The organism is Sphingobium salicis subsp. salicis (assembly GCF_049472635.1).
GTDB lineage: Bacteria > Pseudomonadota > Alphaproteobacteria > Sphingomonadales > Sphingomonadaceae > Sphingobium > Sphingobium yanoikuyae_A.
This window is the reverse complement of the sequence record NZ_JAYRCS010000001.1, coordinates 3,220,647-3,240,005: the sequence shown is the minus strand read 5'-3', so window position 1 is coordinate 3,240,005 and position 19,359 is coordinate 3,220,647. Positions and strand designations below refer to the sequence as shown.

At 65.6% G+C, this 19,359-nt stretch carries 18 protein-coding genes; 13 read left to right on the top strand and 5 right to left on the bottom strand.

Features of this window, described 5'->3' with window-relative positions; translation table 11 throughout:
• Window positions 1-29: 29 nt before the first annotated feature.
• From VHN57_RS15780 to argB, 4 genes are all read left to right on the top strand, one after another.
• Window positions 30-1,181, top strand: coding sequence for an FIST N-terminal domain-containing protein (locus tag VHN57_RS15780; protein ID WP_278986158.1), 1,152 nt, complete (start codon window positions 30-32; stop codon window positions 1,179-1,181).
• Entirely contained in the window at window positions 1,178-3,427 is a 2,250-nt protein-coding gene (locus VHN57_RS15775; protein ID WP_185704359.1) for a hybrid sensor histidine kinase/response regulator, read from the top strand. Before VHN57_RS15780 ends, VHN57_RS15775 begins: the two co-directional genes overlap by 4 nt.
• Window positions 3,428-3,493: 66 nt before the next feature.
• Complete coding sequence (locus VHN57_RS15770) at window positions 3,494-4,126, top strand: queuosine precursor transporter (protein ID WP_010338459.1); 633 nt, start codon at window positions 3,494-3,496, stop codon at window positions 4,124-4,126.
• Between the two features lie 25 nt (window positions 4,127-4,151).
• On the top strand, window positions 4,152-5,069 hold the full coding sequence (argB, locus tag VHN57_RS15765) for an acetylglutamate kinase (protein ID WP_004208351.1): 918 nt from the start codon (window positions 4,152-4,154) through the stop codon (window positions 5,067-5,069).
• A gap of 8 nt (window positions 5,070-5,077) precedes the next feature.
• On the opposite strand, the gene VHN57_RS15760 is transcribed toward argB, so the two are convergent.
• Window positions 5,078-5,599 carry a GNAT family N-acetyltransferase gene (locus VHN57_RS15760; RefSeq protein WP_423284469.1) on the bottom strand — a complete coding sequence of 174 codons (522 nt, stop codon included), beginning with the start codon at window positions 5,597-5,599 and terminating at the stop codon, window positions 5,078-5,080.
• A 160-nt stretch (window positions 5,600-5,759) separates the two neighbouring features.
• Here VHN57_RS15760 and VHN57_RS15755 point away from each other — a divergent pair, with 160 nt between their 5' ends.
• Genes VHN57_RS15755 through VHN57_RS15735 form a run of 5 tightly spaced genes read left to right on the top strand, consistent with a single transcriptional unit; the run spans window position 5,760 to window position 8,521 of the window.
• Window positions 5,760-6,053: a YggT family protein gene (locus VHN57_RS15755; protein ID WP_136188038.1), complete on the top strand. Its 294-nt coding sequence runs from the start codon at window positions 5,760-5,762 to the stop codon at window positions 6,051-6,053.
• Window positions 6,050-6,373 (top strand): DUF167 family protein, encoded by a 324-nt coding sequence (locus VHN57_RS15750; protein ID WP_029547849.1) that lies wholly within the window; start codon window positions 6,050-6,052, stop codon window positions 6,371-6,373. Before VHN57_RS15755 ends, VHN57_RS15750 begins: the two co-directional genes overlap by 4 nt.
• Window positions 6,370-7,263 carry a bifunctional methylenetetrahydrofolate dehydrogenase/methenyltetrahydrofolate cyclohydrolase FolD gene (gene folD / locus VHN57_RS15745; protein WP_423284465.1) on the top strand — a complete coding sequence of 298 codons (894 nt, stop codon included), beginning with the start codon at window positions 6,370-6,372 and terminating at the stop codon, window positions 7,261-7,263. Before VHN57_RS15750 ends, folD begins: the two co-directional genes overlap by 4 nt.
• Window positions 7,260-7,907, top strand: coding sequence for a Cif family virulence factor (locus tag VHN57_RS15740; protein ID WP_037509060.1), 648 nt, complete (start codon window positions 7,260-7,262; stop codon window positions 7,905-7,907). The genes folD and VHN57_RS15740 overlap by 4 nt, the downstream gene beginning before the upstream one ends.
• Window positions 7,904-8,521: a MarC family protein gene (locus tag VHN57_RS15735; RefSeq protein ID WP_004208345.1), complete on the top strand. Its 618-nt coding sequence runs from the start codon at window positions 7,904-7,906 to the stop codon at window positions 8,519-8,521. The genes VHN57_RS15740 and VHN57_RS15735 overlap by 4 nt, the downstream gene beginning before the upstream one ends.
• Window positions 8,522-8,678: 157 nt before the next feature.
• Here the strand turns inward: VHN57_RS15735 and VHN57_RS15730 are convergent, their stop codons facing one another.
• The 4 genes from VHN57_RS15730 to pedF form a co-directional block, all read right to left on the bottom strand.
• Window positions 8,679-9,446, bottom strand: coding sequence for a response regulator (locus tag VHN57_RS15730; RefSeq protein WP_278988359.1), 768 nt, complete (start codon window positions 9,444-9,446; stop codon window positions 8,679-8,681).
• 13 nt (window positions 9,447-9,459) lie between these two features.
• Window positions 9,460-11,214, bottom strand: a complete 1,755-nt coding sequence (locus VHN57_RS15725; RefSeq protein WP_423284461.1) for a methanol/ethanol family PQQ-dependent dehydrogenase — start codon at window positions 11,212-11,214, stop codon at window positions 9,460-9,462.
• Between the two features lie 95 nt (window positions 11,215-11,309).
• Entirely contained in the window at window positions 11,310-12,173 is an 864-nt protein-coding gene (locus VHN57_RS15720; RefSeq protein ID WP_278988014.1) for a substrate-binding periplasmic protein, read from the bottom strand.
• A 5-nt stretch (window positions 12,174-12,178) separates the two neighbouring features.
• Window positions 12,179-12,607, bottom strand: coding sequence for a cytochrome c-550 PedF (pedF, locus tag VHN57_RS15715; RefSeq protein ID WP_004208341.1), 429 nt, complete (start codon window positions 12,605-12,607; stop codon window positions 12,179-12,181).
• A 167-nt stretch (window positions 12,608-12,774) separates the two neighbouring features.
• Here pedF and VHN57_RS15710 point away from each other — a divergent pair, with 167 nt between their 5' ends.
• The 4 genes from VHN57_RS15710 to acs all read left to right on the top strand — a co-directional run bounded on the left by VHN57_RS15710 (window position 12,775) and on the right by acs (window position 19,339).
• The gene (locus VHN57_RS15710; protein WP_278988016.1) at window positions 12,775-13,737 is read left to right on the top strand and encodes a PQQ-dependent catabolism-associated beta-propeller protein; all 963 of its coding nucleotides are present in this window, start codon (window positions 12,775-12,777) and stop codon (window positions 13,735-13,737) included.
• 120 nt (window positions 13,738-13,857) lie between these two features.
• A complete protein-coding gene (locus VHN57_RS15705; protein WP_159367039.1) occupies window positions 13,858-15,237 on the top strand; it encodes a porin in 1,380 nt (459 codons plus the stop codon).
• Between the two features lie 104 nt (window positions 15,238-15,341).
• The gene (locus tag VHN57_RS15700) at window positions 15,342-17,369 is read left to right on the top strand and encodes a TonB-dependent receptor (RefSeq protein ID WP_423284458.1); all 2,028 of its coding nucleotides are present in this window, start codon (window positions 15,342-15,344) and stop codon (window positions 17,367-17,369) included.
• Between the two features lie 11 nt (window positions 17,370-17,380).
• The gene (acs, locus tag VHN57_RS15695; RefSeq protein WP_423284455.1) at window positions 17,381-19,339 is read left to right on the top strand and encodes an acetate--CoA ligase; all 1,959 of its coding nucleotides are present in this window, start codon (window positions 17,381-17,383) and stop codon (window positions 19,337-19,339) included.
• Window positions 19,340-19,359 lie beyond the last annotated feature (20 nt).

Here is a 19,359-nt window from a genome sequence, read left to right as displayed (position 1 = left end):
CATAAGAAAATGGGCGATGGGGAGAGACAATGGCGACAGGCGCAGGGGTAAGGGCAGGGATAGGATTTGCGTCCTCCCATGCCGACGATCCGTTCGAGGCGATGGCGGATCTGGTGGATCAACTCGGCACGGAGCCGCTGGCCGGCGCCGTGATCTTCTGTTCCCAGCATTATGACCGGGACAGCCTGGCGCGGGCGATCAACCTGCATAGCGAATGCACCACGGTGATCGGCTGCACCAGCTCGGGCGAACTGACCGATGCGGGCTATGATCATGACAGCCTAACCGTGATCGGCTTTCCCGCTGCCGATTTCTGCATGACCTCCCATTGCTTCGACGACATCGACAATTTCGATCCGGTCGCCGCGCGCGAAGTCGTGCGGGCGCTGGCGGCGCAGGCGGAACGGGACAGCCGCCGGCTGGGCGGGCTGGTCAATCATGTCGCGCTGTTCCTGGTCGATGGCCTCTCGCATCGGGAGGAGCTGCTGACCATGACGATCCAGGATGCGCTGGGCGACATTCCGCTGATCGGCGGATCGTCCGGCGACGATCTTGCCTTCCGGCAGACCGCGATCTTCGATGGCGGCCGCTTTCATGCCCGCGCCGCCGTGGTGGCGATCCTCTCCTCGACCCGGCCGATGCACGTCTTCAAGGCGCAGCATTATCAGCCTGGCGCGGCCAAGATGGTGATTACCGGCGCGATCCCGCACGAACGCATCGTGACCGAGATCAATGCAGAGCCGGCCGCGGCCGAATATCTGCGCCTGGCCGGCCATGCCGGCGAGGAGCTGCGCATGGAATTTTTCGCGGCGCATCCGCCGATGGTCCGGGCCGGCGGCGAATATCATGTCCGCTCGATCCAGAGCGCCAATGCGGATGGCAGCCTGACCTTCTATTGCGCGATCGACGAGGGGATCGTCCTCAATATCGGCGAGCCGGTGGATCGGATCGCCGGCATGCGCCAGCTCTTCTCCGACCTGCACGCCCGCGTGGGCGAGGTGGACCGGATCATCGCCTTCGACTGCGTGCTCAACCGCATCGATGCCGAACAGCGCCAGATTTCGCGCGATGTTTCCGCCCTTTATGCCGGCAACCGGGTGATCGGCTTCAACACCTATGGCGAGCAATATCATGCGTTGCACGTCAACCAGACCTTCAGCGGATTGGCGATTGGCCGATGAGCGAGCTGCGCACCGCCCTTGAAACCGACGCGGAGCTGGATGCCCTGCGCGAGGAGGTGCGCAAGCTGCGCAAGATCAACGGCGCGCTGATGGATCGGGTGGAACGTTCGACCGACATGTCGGCCAACGCCTTTTCCATGTTCGAAACCGCCATCTCGCTTGAAGCCAAGGTGCGCGACCGGACGCTCCAGCTGGAGGATGCGCTGGGCCGCCTCGCCAAGGCCAATGCCGATCTGGCCGAGGCCCATGCCGATGCGGACGCCGCGCAGGTGCGCCTGCGCGATGCGATCGAATCGATCAACGAAGGCTTCGTGCTGTTCGATGCCGAAGACCGGCTGATCCTCTACAATGAAGCCTATCTCGGCTTCTGGCCGCAGGTCGCCGAACGGCTGGACCAGAATCTGACTTTCCACGACATCGCCCGCATCGCCGCCCACAGCCAGGGGCCGGCCGGGGCACAGGTCGCGCCCGATCGCTGGGTGTCGGATCGCCTGGCCAAGCACGGCATTGCCGATGGCGGCCAGGTGCAGCGGCTGGCCGATGGTCGCTGGATACAGATCAACGAACTGCGCACCAGCGAAGGCGGCATCGTCGGCATCTATACCGACATTACCGAGGCGAAGGCGGAGGATGCACGCGCCCGCGCCCGCGAACTGGCCGAACGCAATGTCGTGCTGCAATCCACGCTCGACAATCTGTCGGAGGGGGTCTGCGTGTTCGACGGCAGTGGGCAGCTGGCCGCCTGGAACGACGCGCTGCGCCGGCTGCTCGCTTTGCCGGAAAATTTCGCCGGCGCGCTTGGCAGCCATGCCGAATTGCAGCGCTGGTGCCGCGAGACGCTGGCGATGGACGATCAGGGCTGTCTCGACTGGCGCGGGGGCGGCGCGGATCAGCAGGCGATGGTCTGCCTCTGCACCGCCGGAGAACGGCATTTCGAATTGCGCAGCAACGCCATGGCCGATGGTGGCCAGGTGTTCGGCTTCACCGACGTCACCGACATGCTGCGCGCCCAGGCCAGCCTTCAGGAAACCGCCGAGACGCTGGAACGGCGCGTGTCAGAACGCACCGGCGAACTGGTCGACCTCAACCGCAAGCTGGAAGGGGAAGTGGCCGAGCGCCGCGCGATCGAGGCGGCGCTGATCGATGCCAAGATCGTCGCGGAAAAGGCGAACCTGTCCAAGACCCGCTTCCTCGCCGCCGCCAGCCATGATCTGCTCCAGCCGCTCAATGCCGCGCGGCTGTTCGTCGCGGCGCTGGGCGATCGGCGGCTGGCGCTGCCGACCCGCGCGCTGGTCAACCAGACCTCGACCGCGCTCGACTCGGTCGAGGACCTGCTGGAGGCGCTGCTGGAAATCTCGCGCCTGGATGCCGGCGCGATCCAGCCGGAAATCGGCCCGTTCCGTATCGACCGGCTGCTCCAGACGCTGAATGTCGAATTTGCCCCCATGGCCCGGTCGGCCGGCCTTGCCTTCCGGATCGAGGCGCAGCCGCTCTGGGTCGAGACCGACCTGCGCCTGCTGCGCCGCATCCTTCAGAATTTCATCTCCAACGCCATCCGCTACACGCCGCGCGGCACGGTTTCGGTCGCCTGTATCCAGCATGACGACCGGGTGGAGATCAGCGTGACCGACAGTGGCCCCGGCATCGCGCCCGAGCAACAGGCGCTGATCTTCGAGGAATTTCGCCGGCTCGACACCCGCAGCCAGGGCAAGGGGCTGGGCCTCGCCATCGTCAAGCGGGCCAGCGACATGCTCGGCCACCCCATCAGCCTGCGCTCGCAGCCGGGGCAGGGGGCGACCTTCGCCATCGCCCTGCCCATCGGCCAGCCCCAGCGGGAGGAGGATGGCGACACTGGCCAGCCGACCCGCGACCGGTCGATGCGCGACCTGTCGGTGCTGGTGGTCGACAATGAAAAGCAGATCCAGTCGGGCATGCGCACCCTGCTCACCGGCTGGGGATGCAGCGTCGTCACAGCCGACGGCTATGATCAGGCGGCCGCGCTGTTCGCCGATGGCCGCCGGCCCGACATCATCCTGGTCGACTATCATCTCAAGGACGGAGAAACCGGCGACACGGTCATCACCCGCCTGCACGATCATTTCGGCGTCCGCATCCCCGCCGTCATGATCTCGGCCGATCGCGGCGAACCGCTCAAGACCCAGCTCGCCGCCGCCAACATCCCCCTGCTCAACAAGCCGGTAAAGCCCGCGCAACTGCGCGCGCTGCTGCGCACCATGCTGGCCTGAAAGGGGACGGGGCAGGGCGTGCCGCGCCATCTTCCCCCGCAGGCCGAATCCCGGTAAGGGCTGGCGATGACTTCATCGCCCGCGCCGCTGACCCGCTCCCTCTTCGTCTTTTCCATCCTCTATGGCGGCATGGTGTGCATGGCCGGCGTGCTGGGGGTGAAACAGGTCGCCCTGGGGCCGCTCGCGGTGGAGGCCGGCATCTTCGCCTTTCTGCTGCTGGTCATCATTTCCAGCGCTGTGTCGGAACTGCACGGGCAAAAGACTGCGACCGCGCTGGTGCGCCTGGGCTTCGTGCCGCTGCTGGTGTCGGCCGCGCTCATTCATATCGTCATCGCCCTGCCGCATGATCCGGGCATGTATCCGCCTGCCGTCGATGCCTTCCCGATCGTCGTGGGGCAGGGATCGCGGATGATGCTGGCGGGCCTCATTTCCTATGGCACGTCGCAGACGCTCAACGTCTTCATCTTCTCGCGCCTGGCCGGGGGCGAGGGCCGTCTGGTCTGGCTGCGCGGCATGGTGGCCAGCGTCGTGTCGCAGATCGTCGACACCCTGCTGTTCATCACCATCTCCTTCTATGGCGAGCGGCCGATCATGGACCTGATGGTCGGACAGATGATTACCAAGGTGCTGCTGTCGATCATCCTGGTGCCGCCGCTCATCTCCGCAGCGGTCGCATTGGGCCGTCGCCTCGATCGATAACTTGCCGTAGCGCGCATATGGGCTTATGCGCGCGCGCATGACCAGCAACTACGCCCCCGATCCCGCGCTCCTCGCGAAGGCCGAAACCCTTGTCGAGGCGCTGCCCTATATGCAGCGCTATGCGGGCAAGACCTTCGTCGTGAAATATGGCGGCCACGCCATGGGCGATCCGGAGGCTGCACGCGACTTCGCCGAGGACGTCGTCCTGATGAAGGCGGTCGGCATCAATGTCGTCGTCGTCCATGGCGGCGGGCCGCAGATTGGCGCGATGCTCAAGAAGCTGGGCGTCGAATCGCAGTTCGTGAACGGCCTGCGCGTCACCGACAAGGAAACCGCCCAGATCGCCGAAATGGTGCTGGCCGGCTCCATCAACAAGGAAATCGTCGGCTGGATCAGTGGCGCGGGCGGCCGCGCGGTCGGCATATCGGGCAAGGATGGCGGCCTCGTCCTGTGCGAGAAGGTCGGCCACAGCCGCGCGCCCGATCCCAATTCGGGCATCGAGCGCCATGTCGATCTGGGCTTCGTCGGCGATCCGGTCTCGGTCGATCGCCGCATCCTCGACACGCTGACCCAGGACGGCATCATCCCGGTGGTCGCGCCCGTGGGCATCGGTGCCGACGGCCATACCTATAATGTCAATGCCGACACCATGGCCGGCGCGATCGCCGCCGAACTTCAGGCGTCGCGCTTCTTCCTGCTGACCGACGTGCCGGGCGTGCTCAACAAGGACAAGGAATTGCTGACCGATCTCGATCCGGCGGCGATCCATGCGCTGCAGGTCGACGGCACCATCACCGGCGGCATGATCCCGAAGCTGGAAACCTGCGTCAAGGCGGTCGAGAGCGGCGTCGATGCCGCCGTCATCCTGGATGGCCGGGTGCCGCACGCCATGCTGCTGGAAATCTTCACCGATCGCGGTGCGGGCACGCTGATCCGCAAATAAGTCCGGATTTATCGGAGCAGGATTGCCGGATCAGCCCAGTAGATGCGCTTTTCCGGCAGGGTCCGGCCATCCGGGCCAGGCTTGTCCCAATCCTCGACCTCGACCCCGCCGCGCGAGGCATAGAAGCCGCGCGCGGCCAAATTGTCGCTGTAGCACCACAGGAACAGGCCGGTCTTGGGCCAGCCCTCGATCGCCCATTGCTCCCCGCGCGCCAGCAATGCCGTGCCAAGGCCCGTGCCGCGCGCGGCGGGCAGGGCGTGGAGATTATCGACCAGCGTGCCCCAGCGATCATCGGCCCCGCCGATGATGCAGGTGAAGCCCATCGGCTGCCCGTCCCGTTCGGCGATGATGATGCGCTGTCCCGGCGCCGGATGTTCGAGCCGCTGTGTCCATGTGGCCAGCCGCTCGGCCTCGATCCCGCCCGCCAGATAGGCCGGGTCCATGATATGAGCATAGGCGATGCGCCAGCTTTCCACATGCATGGCGGCGATCAGCGGGGCATCGGCGGGGGAGGCGTCACGAAAATCCATGGCCCAGCTATAGCGCGACAGGCTGGTCCTGCTACCCCTTCCTGCTGAGCAGGCTTTTGCAGAACTATGGCGTCCTTTGGTGGAATAAGGGACTGTCTCGACTTGTGGCCGGCCCCATGCCTCGGCTAGAGCGAGCGCCAACCGCTCTTTCGGAGACCGCATGGCCTACGCCCTCTATCAGACCATCGTCATCCTGCTCGACGTGCTGTGGTGGATCATCATCATCCAGGCCGTCATGAGCTGGCTGATCGCCTTCAACGTCGTCAACATGGGCAGCGATTTCGTGCGCACCGTGATGGTCGCGCTCGATCGGATGACGGCGCCCATCTATAATCCGATCCGCCGGATCATGCCGGATCTCGGCGCGCTCGACCTGACGCCGATGGTTGTCCTGCTGGGCATTCTCATCATCCGTCAGGCGATCCTGCCGCCGCTCTTCTCCAGCCTGATGTGACCGGCTGGCGCCGGGACGGGGATGACCTCATTCTGGCGGTCCGCCTGACGCCCGGCGCCACGCGCGAGGATGTCGGCGGGCGCTGGACCGACGAACATGGCGCGCACTGGCTGTCCGCCCGCGTGCGCGCCGTGCCGGAAAAGGGAAAGGCCAATGCGGCGCTGATCGCGCTGCTGGCCAAGCGGCTGGATTGGCCCAGGGGCGCGATTTTGCTGGAATCGGGTGATACCAACCGGCTAAAGCGATTGCGGATACAGGGCGGGGCGCAGGCGTTGGACCGGCTGACCGCCATCATCGAGACATGGATAGACGCGACATGACGATCGGCAAGATTATCGACGGCAAGGCTTTTGCGGCCGGACTGCGGGACAAGGTGGCCGATGGCGTCGCCGCCTTCGTGGAACAGACGGGCCGCAAGCCGGGTCTGGCCGTGGTGCTGGTGGGCGAAGATCCCGCGAGCAGCGTCTATGTCCGCAACAAGGGCAAGATGACGGTCGCCGCCGGCATGGAAAGCTTCGAGTTCAAGCGCCCCGACAGCATCGGCGAGGACGACCTGCTCGACCTGATCGAGGAACTGAACCATGACGACCGGGTCGATGGTATCCTGGTCCAGTTGCCGCTGCCCAGGCATATCGATGAAGCGGCAGTGATCGCCGCGATCGACCCGGCCAAGGATGTCGATGGCTTCCATGTCGTCAATACAGGGCGCCTCGCCACCGGGCAGGACGCGCTGGTGCCCTGCACGCCGCTGGGCTGCATCATGCTGCTGAAGGATGAGCTGGGCGACCTGTCGGGCATGGAGGCGGTCGTGGTCGGTCGTTCCAACATCGTCGGCAAGCCGATGGCGGCGCTGCTGCTGGCCGAAAATTGCACCGTCACCATCGCCCATAGCCGCACCCGCGACATTGCCAGCATCGTCCACCGCGCCGACATCGTGGTTGCCGCCGTCGGCCGCGCCGAAATGGTGAAGGGCGAATGGATCAAGCCGGGCGCGACGGTGATCGACGTCGGCATCAACCGCGTGGTCGATACCGAAGATGGCAAGGGCCGGATCGTCGGCGACGTCGCCACGGCCGAAGCGCAGTCCCATGTCCGCGCCATCACCCCGGTCCCCGGCGGTGTCGGCCCGATGACGATCGCGGTGCTGCTGCGCAACACGCTGGTCGCCGCCCATGCGCGCGCGGGCCTCGCCAAGCCGGAGGGGCTGTGAAGGGGCGCGGCGCGCTCCTCGCCCTCAGCCTGGTGATGCTGGTCGCGGCCAAGCCGCCGATGCGTTACCAGCCCGATCCCAGCTCGGTGATCGCGGCCGAAATCGCCTTCAACCGGCTTGCCCAGCAAAAGGGACAATGGACCGCCTTTCGCGAGACGGCGGCGGATGACGCCGTGATGTTCGTGCCGCAGCGGGTGGTGGCGAAGGACTGGCTGAAGAAGCAGGCGGACCCGCCGGCCTCGGTCAGCTGGTCGCCCTCGATCGTCTATGTCTCCTGCGACGGTCTGCTCGCCGCCAGCACCGGTAACTGGAAACGGCCGGACGGATCGGTCGGCTATTTCACCACCCTGTGGCGGCGCGACAAGAAGGGCCGCTGGCAGTGGATCCTCGATCATGGCGATCGTCTGGCGACCGAACGGGAGGCGCCGGAATTTCTGACCGGCAAGGTTGCGACCTGCAAGCGCGGCGCGCGGCCCGAAGGTCCGCCCCCGGCAAAAGGGGAGGCGCCGCCGGTGCCGCAGGATGACAGCCTGATCTGGTCCGCCGATGTCGCGACCGATGGCAGCCGCCGGGTCACCGTCCGCATGTGGAACGGGACCGGCTATGATGTGGTGATCGACGACAAGGTGGGGGCGCCGTCATGATGGAATTGTTCATATCCGCTTTCGTCACCCTGTTCGTGGTGATCGATCCGCCGGGCTGCGCGCCCATCTATGCCAGCCTGACCAGCGGGGCGAGCATCGCCCAGCGCCGGTCGATGGCGATCCGCGCGGTCGGAATTGCCGCCGCCATCCTGCTGGTCTTCGCCCTGTGGGGCAAGCAGCTGCTGGGCGTGCTCGGCATCGAACTGGACAGTTTCCGCATCGCCGGCGGCATCATGCTGTTCATGATCGCGATGGACATGGTGTTCGAAAAGCGCACCCAGCGGCGCGAGGACCGGGCGCAGAAGATCGCCGAGACGCCCGAAGTGGAGGATGTCTCCGTCTTCCCGATGGCGATGCCGATGATCGCCGGGCCGGGCTCGATCGCCACCGTCATGCTGCTGATGTCGCGCGCCGACGGCATGGTCGACCGGCTGGTCGTGCTGGTCGCGGTGGCGGTGACGCTGGTGCTGATGCTGGGCGCCTTGCTGGCGGCCGGGCCGCTGATGGCAATACTGGGCACCAAGATCGAGGCGGTGATTACCCGCCTGCTCGGCGTGCTGCTCGCCGCGCTCGCGGCGCAGTTCGTGATCGACGGGCTGAAGGCCAGCTTCTGACCCGTCCCTGCCTGTCCTACAGCCCCTGTTCCATGCTAGTCGGGAACAGGGGACGATAGGGATGGGGCGCGTAACATGATTTCCAACATCGGCATCAAAATGTCGAAATGTGCGGGAAATATGCGAGGTTAAGCGCGGGATTTCCTATTTTCCGCGGTCAGTTGTCGCCGTCGAAATGGACCCGGTTGGCCAGGATCACCGCCTGGGTCCGGCTGAAGACGTTGAGCTTCTGCAGGATCGCGGAGACATGCGCCTTGACCGTCGTCATTGACACGCTGAGGTCATGGGCGATCTGCTTGTTCAGCCGGCCATGGACCAGATGAGTCAGCACGATCCGCTGCTGCGGCGTCAGGCTGCCGATCCGGGTCAGGATATCGGCTTCCTCGGCGCTTTCCTGCGGCGCCTCGTCGATCGCGTCGGGCATGTAGATTTCGCCTGACACCACCCGGTGCAGCGCATCGACGATGGCGCTGCGCTTCATCGACTTGGGGATGAATCCGGCCGCGCCGGCGCCCAGCGCCTCGCGCACGATTCCCCGGTCGAACGCGCCCGACACCATCACCACCGGCAGGATCGGGTGGCGGCTGCGCAGCAGTTTTAGGCCATCGAGCCGCTTCACGTCGGGAATATTGAGGTCGAGCAGCACCAGGTCGAAATTGGACTGTTTCTCCAGCGTCGCCAGCGCTTCCTCCAGGCTGGCCGCCTCGAAAATGTCGCAGCCGTCGAAACTGACGGCGATCACGCTGCGCAGCCCATCACGCACCAGCGGGTGGTCGTCGACGATCAGCACCCTTTCCATCATCGCGTCACTGTCTTCGACCTGCATGTCCGCCCCCTGGCCATGATGATGGATCATAGGCGGGGGCGCGGAAAATTGCCCGCGATTTCCGCCGTGCATATGCTGTCCGCGCCCCATGACGATCATCGTCCTCGCCTCCTTATTTGGCCAGCTTGAACACCCAGAGCGAACCGCCCTGATTGATGTCCTTGAAGGACTTGGCCACTTCGCCGCCCCACAGCGGCACCGCGCCGCCCCAGCCGGACATGACGGCGACAAACTGTTCGCCATCCTGTTCCCAGGTGACCGGCGATCCGACCACGCCCGACCCGGTCTGGAACTTCCACAATTCCTTGCCGGTCTTGGCGTCGAAGGCCTTCAGATAGCCTTCGGGCGTGCCGGTGAAGACCAGGTTGCCCGCGGTGGACAGCACGCCGCCCCACAGCGGCGCCTTGTTCTTATATTCCCAGACGATCTTGCCGGTCTTGGGGTCCATCGCCCGCAGTGCGCCGATATGATCCTCGGCGATCGGCTTGATGGTGAAGCCCGCGCCCAGATAGGCGGCGCCTTTCTTGTAGGCGATCGGCTCGTTCCAGATGTCCATGCCCCAGTCGTTGGACGGGATGTAGAACAGGCCAGTGTCCTTGCTATAGGCCATCGGCATCCAGTTCTTTCCCCCTAAGAAGCTGGGCGAGGAGAAGACGGTGCTGCCCTTCTCGGTCGCGCTCGGCGCGCCGGGGCGACCGGCCGGGATCACGATCGGCTTGCCATTCTTGTCATAGCCGCTGGCCCAGGTGGTCTGCATCACGAAGCGGTTGGCGCTGACGAACTTGCCGTTGGTCCGGTCGAGCACGAAGAAATAGCCGTTGCGGTCCGCCTTGGCGCCCAGCTTCATCGGCTTGCCATTGATCGTCGCGTCGAACGGGATGAACTCGTTGACCCCGTCGAAATCCCAGCCGTCATGCGGGGTGGTCTGGTAATGCCATTTGATCACACCGGTTTCGGGATCGATCGCCAGCGTGGACGCGGTGTAGAGATTGTCGCCGGGCCGCAAATGGCTGTTCCAGGGGGCCGGGTTGCCGGTGCCGAAATAGAGAAGATTGGTTTCCGGGTCATAGGTGCCACCCAGCCAGGTCGCGCCGCCGCCGGTCTTGTAGAGATCGCCCTGCCAGGTCGCGTTGAGCTTGCCGGTGATGCCATTATCCTTGCCGCGCAAGGTGCCCATGTTTCCTTCGATCACCGGGCGGTGCCAGATCAGCTCGCCGGTATCCACGTCGCGGGCCTCGACCGCGCCGACGATGCCGAACTCGCCGCCAGAATTGCCGGTGATGACCATGCCCTTGACGATCAATGGCGCGGCGGTCGCGCTGTAGCCGGCCTTGTAGTCGGCGATCTGCTTGTTCCACACCACCTTGCCGGTATGGCGATTGAGCGCCACCAGCCGCGCGTCGAGCGTGGCGAAGATGATCTTGTCGCCATGGATCGCCGCACCGCGATTGACGACGTCGCAGCAGGGCATGATGTCGTCGGGCAGGCGGGCATTATATTCCCATTTCTCCTCGCCGGTGCGGGAGTCGAAGGCATAGAGCCGCGAATAGGAACCGGTGACATAGATGGTGCCGTCATAGACCAGCGGCTGGGCCTCCTGGCCACGCTGCTTCTCGCCACCCAGTGACGAAGCGAAGGCGGGGACCAGCTTGCTGACGGTGTCGGTGTTGATCTGGTTGAGCGTGCTGAAACGCTGCGCCTGCGGTCCCATGCCATAGGTCAGCACGTCGCCCGTCGATGCAGCATCGTTCATCAGGTCGGCATCGGTCGGCCCGCCTGCCGCATCGGCCGCCAGTAGCGGCGCGGCCCCAGCCACCAGCGCGATCGCGGCTGCCCCCAGGAACGAACGCGTGAAACGTCCCGTCATAGTCATCCTCCCTTGTTTTCCGGCGTGATCAACGCCGTCGATGCAGCACCTTATGGGACACGGCGGCCGTGCCAATTGGACCTTGGGTCGCCCGTTCAGCCCGCCGCGACGGCGGGTGCGTAGGCGACGCCATGGCTTTCGAAGATCGCCTTGAGCGCGCCCGTTTTCGTCATGTCGGCCAGGATCGTTTCGACCGCATCGCCCAGGTTCCGGCTATTCTCCTTCACCGCCATGCCAATGTCCCATCCGGCCGAGGTGAAGGCGGGCAGGGGGCTGGTGCGGCGGACGATGTTGGTGGCGCCGCTGTCGTGCAGCACTGCCTCGATCTGCGCCCGGCTGGCGAGCGCGCCATCGGCCCGGCCATCGGTCAGCGCGGTAACGGCTTCCGTCCCGCCGGGGAAATGGACGACATCCCTGGCCAATATGCCGCCGAATGTGCCGATCAGGTAGAAATCGGGAATGGAGTCGATCTCGACCGCCAGCCGCTTGCCGCGATATTGGGTCGGCGGCGCGTTGACGTCGATCTCGCCCTTCACCGCCGCAAACTGGAAGCTCTCGCGATAATAAGGCGCGATGATCGCGACCTGATCGTTGCGTGCGGCGAAAGTCCGGTCGAACGGCACATGCAGCATGATGTCGGCCGGCTGGAAGCCCAGAAGGCCGCCCTTCCACACCCCGTTGCGCAGGTCGTCGTCGGCGCTTTCGTCCGCGACCAGTTCGGCAATGTCGGCGCGCACGCCCAGCCCCTTGGCCAGCGCCTGGGCCAGGTCGACGTCGATCCCGGTCAGCTTGCCGTCCTTGCGCCAGGACCAGGGGCGGTTGTCCTTATAGACTGCGACCCGAAGGACACCCAATTCCCTGACCTTGCCGAGCGGCGCGGCCTTTGCGGCCTGCCCGCCCGAAATATAGCCAACCAGCGCGGCGGCCGCCGCGCTGCTCAAGAAGGCGCGGCGATCCATCGCGGTCACTCCTGATGCTTGGTTTCGAGCCAGGCGCGGATCGCCCATCCAGCCTTCTGTCCCAGCACGTCGCCGAAGGGCGGCATATAGACCTTGCCGTCATGGCTGGAGCCATGCTGGTAACGCTGGATGAACCATTCGTCGCCGCTGTCGCCGACTTCCAGATAGCGCAGGTCCGGCGCGATGCCGCCGCTTTCCGCGTCCAGCCCGTGGCAGCGTGCGCAATTCTGGCCATAGGCGGATTCGCCGATCTTCGCTGCCGTGGCATTGCCGCGATAAGGATTGTGCTGAACCCAGTCGGCGCCGATTTCCGGCAGGGCCGATGTGTCGACCGCCTGCGGCGTGACATTGCCATGCGCCATCAGTGCCGATGTGATCGATGCGCCCGCCAGGCAGGCCGCGCCGAACAATGCGATCCGTCCGTAATTCCTCATCCCAAACCCTCGTCTGTGCCGCGTGCCTGTGCTGGCCGCATGTCGTCCCTGTCGCTGACGACTGTAGGGGAGGGCGGGGACGGCCCCCATTGGCCATTGGTACAATCCCGCCGCGACGGGCCGGGGGCTAATCGGCTATTGAACCAAAAGAACGAGAGGATGCGGGCATGATGAGGGGCGTGATTGCGGGGCTTGCGCTGGCGGTGGCGATCCCGTCCGTCCGGGCCGAGACGCTCTATGTCTCCAACGAACGCGGCAACAGCATCAGCGTCATCGATGCCGCCACGATGCAGACGGTCGCGACCTGGCCGGTGGGCGGCCGGCCGCGCGGCATCACCCTCACCAAGGACGGCAAATATATCTTGCTCTGCGCCAGCAACGACCATGCGGTGCAGATGATCGACCGCGCGACCGGCAAGGTCGTCGCCGACCTGCCTTCAGGCCAGGATCCCGAGCAATTCTTCCTGTCGCGCGATGGCCGGACCTTGTTCGTCGCCAATGAGGATAATGCCGCGCTGACCGCGATCGACCTCGACAGCCGCAAGGTCGCCTTCCAGGTCGATGTCGGCAAGGAGCCCGAGGGCGTGGCGCAGAGCCCGGACGGCAAATGGGTGGTGGTGACATCGGAGGATGACGGCGTCGTCAACTGGATCGACCTGGCGAGCAAGACGATGGTCGATGCGACCGAGACTGATCAGCGCCCGCGCCATGTGGAATTTACCGCCGATGGCAAGGAGTTGTGGATCGCGGCGGAGATGGGCGGCACGGTGCAGATTGCCGATCCGGCCACGCGCAAGATCGTCGAGACGCTGCATTTCGCCATTCCCGGCGTGCAGGATTATCAGCTACTGCCCTGCGGCATCCGCTTCACGCCGGACGGCAAGACGGCGGTCGTGGCGCTCGGCCGTGCCAATCATATCGCGCTGGTCGATGTCGCCACCCGCAAGGTCCGGGCCTATGTGCCGGTCGGCAAGCGGGTCTGGCATGTCGCCATCAGCCCGGACGGTGCGCGCGCTTTTGCCGCCAATGGCCTTTCGGACAATGTCTCGGTGATCGACCTGGCGGCCGGCAAGGTCGTCGGCACGGTGGCGGTCGGCGCCGGGCCGTGGGGCATCGCCGTCGCGCCCTGACCAAAAGTATAGCGAGGTGCGCGGGAGGAGGACGAGAACCAAAGTCCAATTTCGGCCGCCATCGCCGCCGCCCACTCTTCCCGACAGCCGGCACGACCGGCGCACAAGAGGGAGGATGAGATGGCACGGGGAACATTCCTCGGCAGCGCCGCCATGGCGTTGCTGTTCGTCGCAGGGGCAACGCCGGCGAGCGCCGGGACGACGACGGAGCTGCTGAAAAGGCTGCATGAAAAGGGGATCCTCACCGACGAGGAATATGCCCAGCTGGCAAAGGAAGACGCCGCCGCGCCGGCCGCTGCCGCTGCGCCCGCCGCCTCGGGCGGCAAGCCCGTGGTGCGCGTCGCCGACAGCGGCGTCGGATTTGAGGTGGGCGATGTCACGGTCAAGATTTCCGGATCGGTCAATGGTTTCTACACCCATGAAAATGGCCAGGCGGCCGGGCCGAATACCGATGTCGTCGGCGGCGTGGTGCCGGTTGGCGGCAATAGTTCGGCGATCCGCAACGGCCTGCTGCCCGGCTACCTGAAGTTCGACGTCACGACCAATCAGGGCGGCTGGGACGTCGGCGCTCATTTCGGCATGTATCCCGGTATCAACAGCGCGGATTATTCGGTCGGCGGCGGCGCCAATGCCGGCGGCCGGCCGGTCGCGCTGCAGACCGCCGGCATCGATTTCCGCCAGACCTACATGACCATCGGTCGTTCCGGCCTGGGCGAGTTCAAGCTGGGTCGCGACATCGGCCTGTTCGGCTCGGAAGGCATATTGAACGACATCACTTTGCTGTCGGTCGGGTCGAGCGGCGGCAATGTCGCGCCGTCCAACACTTCGCTGGGCCGCATCGGCATCGGCTATATCTATACCGACTTCCAGCCGCAGATCACTTACACCTCGCCCAGCCTCTCGGGCTTCCAGGTCTCGGTCGGCGTCTTCCAGCCGCTCGAATCGCTGACGGGACCGGGTGAAAGCAACAAGTCGCCCGGCTTCCAGGGCAAGATCGTCTATGATGGCAAGTTCGGCGATTTCTCGGCCCGCGCCTGGCTGTCGGGCATCACCCAGCGGCATAATCGCGTCGACGGCATTTCCTATACCGGCAGCGGTTTCGATACCGGCGCCAAGATCGGCTACGGCCCGATCGTCCTCACCGGCTATTATTATAATGGCTCGGGGCTGGGCACGACGGCGCTCAACCTGTTCGACACCGATGCCGCCGGCAACAAGCGCGACAGCGACGGCTTCTATCTTCAGGGGCTGGCGACCTTCGGCAAATTCTCGGTCGGCGGCAGCTATGGCGAGAGCAATCTCCATTATGCCAATGCCGCCGATGCGCTCGCCAACCCGACGCTTATCCGCAAGAATAGCAGCTGGGTGGGGCAGGGCCGTTATGGCCTGACCAGCTGGGTGACGCTGATCGGCGAATATATCCACAGCACATCCAAGGCGCATAACGGCAATGAGGCGGAGGGCGACACGATCGCCGCCGGCGCCATCCTCTTCTTCTGAGCGGGAGAAGGGCCATCGGCCCAAAGGCCAATGTTCCGGCAAGGGGCGGCATCCTATCGAAGGGATGCCGCCCCTTCGCATGACGGGACGGCAGGGGAGGATATATGCGCAGAACAAAATGGCTCGCGCTCGGCATGGCAATGGCGCCCTTTGCGGCGCAGGCGGAAGCGCCCGATGACGCGGGCGAGGTGATGGCCGCCGCGTCAATCGTGGTGACGGGCACGGGCCTAAGCCTGCCGCCCGGCACGCCGGCCTATGGCTCTGTGGTGATCGACCGGGATCGGCTGGAGGATGCGGCATCGGGTCGGATCGAGAGCGTGCTGGCCGATGTCGCCGGCTTCCAGCAGTTCCGCCGGTCCGACAGCAGGGCGTCCAATCCCTCGAATCAGGGCGCCACGCTGCGCGCGCTGGGCGGCAATGCGTCGAGCCGGACCTTGGTGCTGCTCGATGGCGTGCCGGTCGCCGATCCCTTCTTTGGCTATATACCCTTCTCGGCTTTGGTGCCCGATCGGCTGGCGCTGGTCCGGGTGACGCGTGGCGGGGGCAGCGGCGCGTTCGGGGCGGGCGCGGTTGCCGGCACGATCGAACTGGCCAGCGCCACCCGCGACCAGATGCCGCACTTCGGCGCCAGCGCCTTCTACGGCAGCAGGGACGCGACCGAGCTGTCGGCCAGCATCGCGCCGGATCTCGGCAGCGGTTACGTGTCGCTGTCCGGTCGCTGGGACCGGGGCGACGGTTTCCAGACCACACCCCGCGACCAGCGCGTCGCCGCCACCGTACCCGCCGCCTATGACAGCTGGTCGACCAATCTCCGCGCTGTCGCGCCGATAGACGCGACCTCGGAAATCCAGTTTCGCGGCACCTTGTTCCAGGACAACCGCACGCTGCGCTTTGCCGGCGCCGACAGTGTGAGCCAGGGCCAGGATGCCAGCATCCGCTATATCAGTCGCGGCCGCTGGCAGGTCGATGCGCTCGCCTATCTCCAGGCGCGCAATTTCTCGAATATCGTCATCTCCTCCACCAGCTTCCGCAAGTCGCTCGACCAGCGCAACACCCCCTCGACCGGGATCGGCGGCAAGATCGAGCTGCGCCCGCCGGTGGGCGCAGATCATGTGCTGCGGATCGGCGTGGATACGCGCTTTGCCACCGGCGACATGTTTGAAGATGCCTATAATGCCGGCCTCGCCACCAACCCGCTGACATCGCGCCGCCATGCCGGTGGCGACCAGATCAGCAGCGGCATCTTTGCCGAAGATGACTGGACGATCGGCAAGCTGGTGCTGACCGGGGGGGTGCGGGCCGATCGCTGGTCGATCCGCAACGGCTTCTACAAGGCGGTCAGTGCGGCCGGCCTGGTGACGCAGGACAGCAGCTACGCCAACCGCTCCGACTGGGCATTTTCCGGCCGGGCCGGCGCGCTCTACCATGTCAGCGATGCGGTGGCGCTGCGCGGGGCGGTCTATAGCGGCTTCCGCCTGCCCACGCTCAATGAGCTGTATCGCCCCTTCGTCGTCTTCCCGATCACCACCCAGGCCAATGCTGCCTTGAAACCCGAGAAGCTGAAAGGCGTGGAGGGCGGCATCGACCTCACCCCGGCGCCGGGCGTGCAGCTGTCCGCCACGCTTTTCTACAACCGGCTCGACGATGCGATCGCGAACGTCACCATCGCCACCAACACCCGCCAGCGGCAGAATGTGAATGCGATCGTGGCCAAGGGCGTCGAACTGACCGCCAGCGCGCAACTGCCGGCCAATTTCTCGCTGCTCGCCTCCTATGCGTACAGCCACAGCGAGGTCGATGCGCCGGGCATGGCGTTCGATGGCTTCGCCCCGGCGCAGGTGCCGCGTCACTCCGCCAGCGCGACGCTGGCCTGGGCGCCAAAGGCCGGACCGGAGCTGTCGGCGACGCTGCGCTACACGGCCAAGCAATATGAGGATGACCTTCAGAGCGACGTGCTGCCCGATGCGCTGACCTTGGACGCCCTTGCCCGGCTGCCGATCGGCCATGGCATCAGCCTGATCGCGCGTGGGGAAAATCTGTTCGACGAGGATATCGTCACCCGCAATGCCGGTGGGTCCATCGACCTGGGCACACCCAGGACGCTCTGGATCGGCGTGCGGTTCGGCCAATGAAGGGAGCCATCATGTCCGAAGACCTGTTTCCGATACCTGCCGGCTGGGCGGCTCATGCCCGCATGAACCAGGCGGCCCGCGCTGCCGATTATCGCCGCTCGCTCGATGACGGCGACGCCTATTGGCTGGAGCAGGCGCAGCGGCTGGACTGGATCACGCCGCCGACCCGCGCGTCGGAAAGCAGTTTCGATGAAGCGGATTTCGGCATCCAGTGGTTCGCCGACGGCACGCTCAACGTGTCGGCCAATTGTCTCGACCGGCATCTGGCCGAGCGGGGCGATATCACCGCGATCCTCTGGGAACCCGATGATCCATCGGACGCCCCGCGCAGCCTGACCTATCGCGAACTCCATGCCGAGGTCTGCCGGTTCGCCAATGTGCTCAAGGATGCTGGCGCACGCCGGGGCGACCGCATCACCATCTATATGCCGATGATCCCGGAGGCGGCGGTGGCGCTGCTCGCCTGCGCCCGGATCGGCGCGATCCACAGCGTCGTGTTCGGCGGCTTTTCGCCCGAGGCGCTGGCAGGCCGCATCACCGATTGCGATTCCAGCATCGTCGTCACTGCCGACGAGGGCCGGCGCGGCGGCAAGCGCGTGCCGCTCAAGGCGAATGTCGACGCGGCGCTGGCGCTCGACCATTGTACCAGCGTGCGCCGCGTATTGGTGGTGCGCGCGACCGGCGGGGCGGTGGCGATGCAGCCGGGCCGCGACAGCTGGTATGACGAGGCAATGGCCGGCGTCGCGCCCGATTGCCCGGCCGAGGTGATGAATGCGGAAGACCCGCTGTTCCTGCTCTACACCTCCGGCTCCACCGGCAAGCCCAAGGGCGTGGTCCATTCGAGCGGCGGTTATCTGCTCTGGGCCAGCCTCACCCATGCGCTCTGCTTCGATTATCGGCCCGGCGACATCTGGTGGTGCGCGGCCGATGTCGGCTGGGTCACGGGGCACAGCTATATCGTCTATGGTCCGCTGGCCAATGGCGCGACGACGCTGATGTATGAAGGCCTGCCGAGCTGGCCGACGCCCAGCCGCATCTGGGAGGTGGTCGACCGGCATCAGGTCCATACGCTGTTCACCGCGCCGACCGTGCTGCGCGCGCTGATGAAGGAGGGCGACCATCATGTCGCGAAGACCAGCCGCACGTCGCTCAAATTGCTGGGCAGCGTCGGCGAGCCGATCAATCCGGAGGCCTGGCGCTGGTATCATGGCGTTGCGGGCGAGGGGCGCTGCCCGATCATCGACACCTGGTGGCAGACCGAGACCGGCGGCGCGATGATTGCGCCGATGCCGGGCGCTACTGACCTCAAGCCCGGCAGTGCGACCTTCCCCATGCCCGGTGTCGAGGCACAGATCGTCGATGGCGATGGCGTGGTGCAGGAGGGGGCGAGCGAGGGCAATCTGGTGATCGCGCGCAGTTGGCCCGGCCAGATGCGTACCGTCTGGAACGATCATGAGCGTTTCTTCCAGACCTATTTCACCACCTTCCCCGGCAAATATACCACCGGCGACGGCGCTAGGCGCGACGAGGACGGCTATTACTGGATCACCGGCCGGGTCGACGATGTCATCAACGTGTCGGGCCATCGTATGGGCACGGCCGAGGTCGAGAGCGCGCTGGTGCTGCATGCGACCGTGGCGGAGGCGGCGGTGGTCGGCATGCCGCACGATATCAAGGGGCAGGGCATCTATGCCTATGTCACGCTGAATGTCGGCGAGGAACCGAGCGAGGATCTGCGCCGCACCCTGACCCAATGGGTGCGAAGCGAGATCGGGCCGATCGCCACGCCGGACGTGATCCAGTTCGCGCCGGGCCTGCCCAAGACACGATCGGGCAAAATCATGCGCCGCATCCTGCGCAAGATCGCCGAGGGGGAGGTGTCGGCACAGGCGCTGGGCGATGTCAGTACGCTGGCCGACCCGAGCGTGGTTGCGGACCTAGTGCGCAGCCGCTCCGGGGTTGCCGCCTGATTTTCGCATGCGACCCAAGG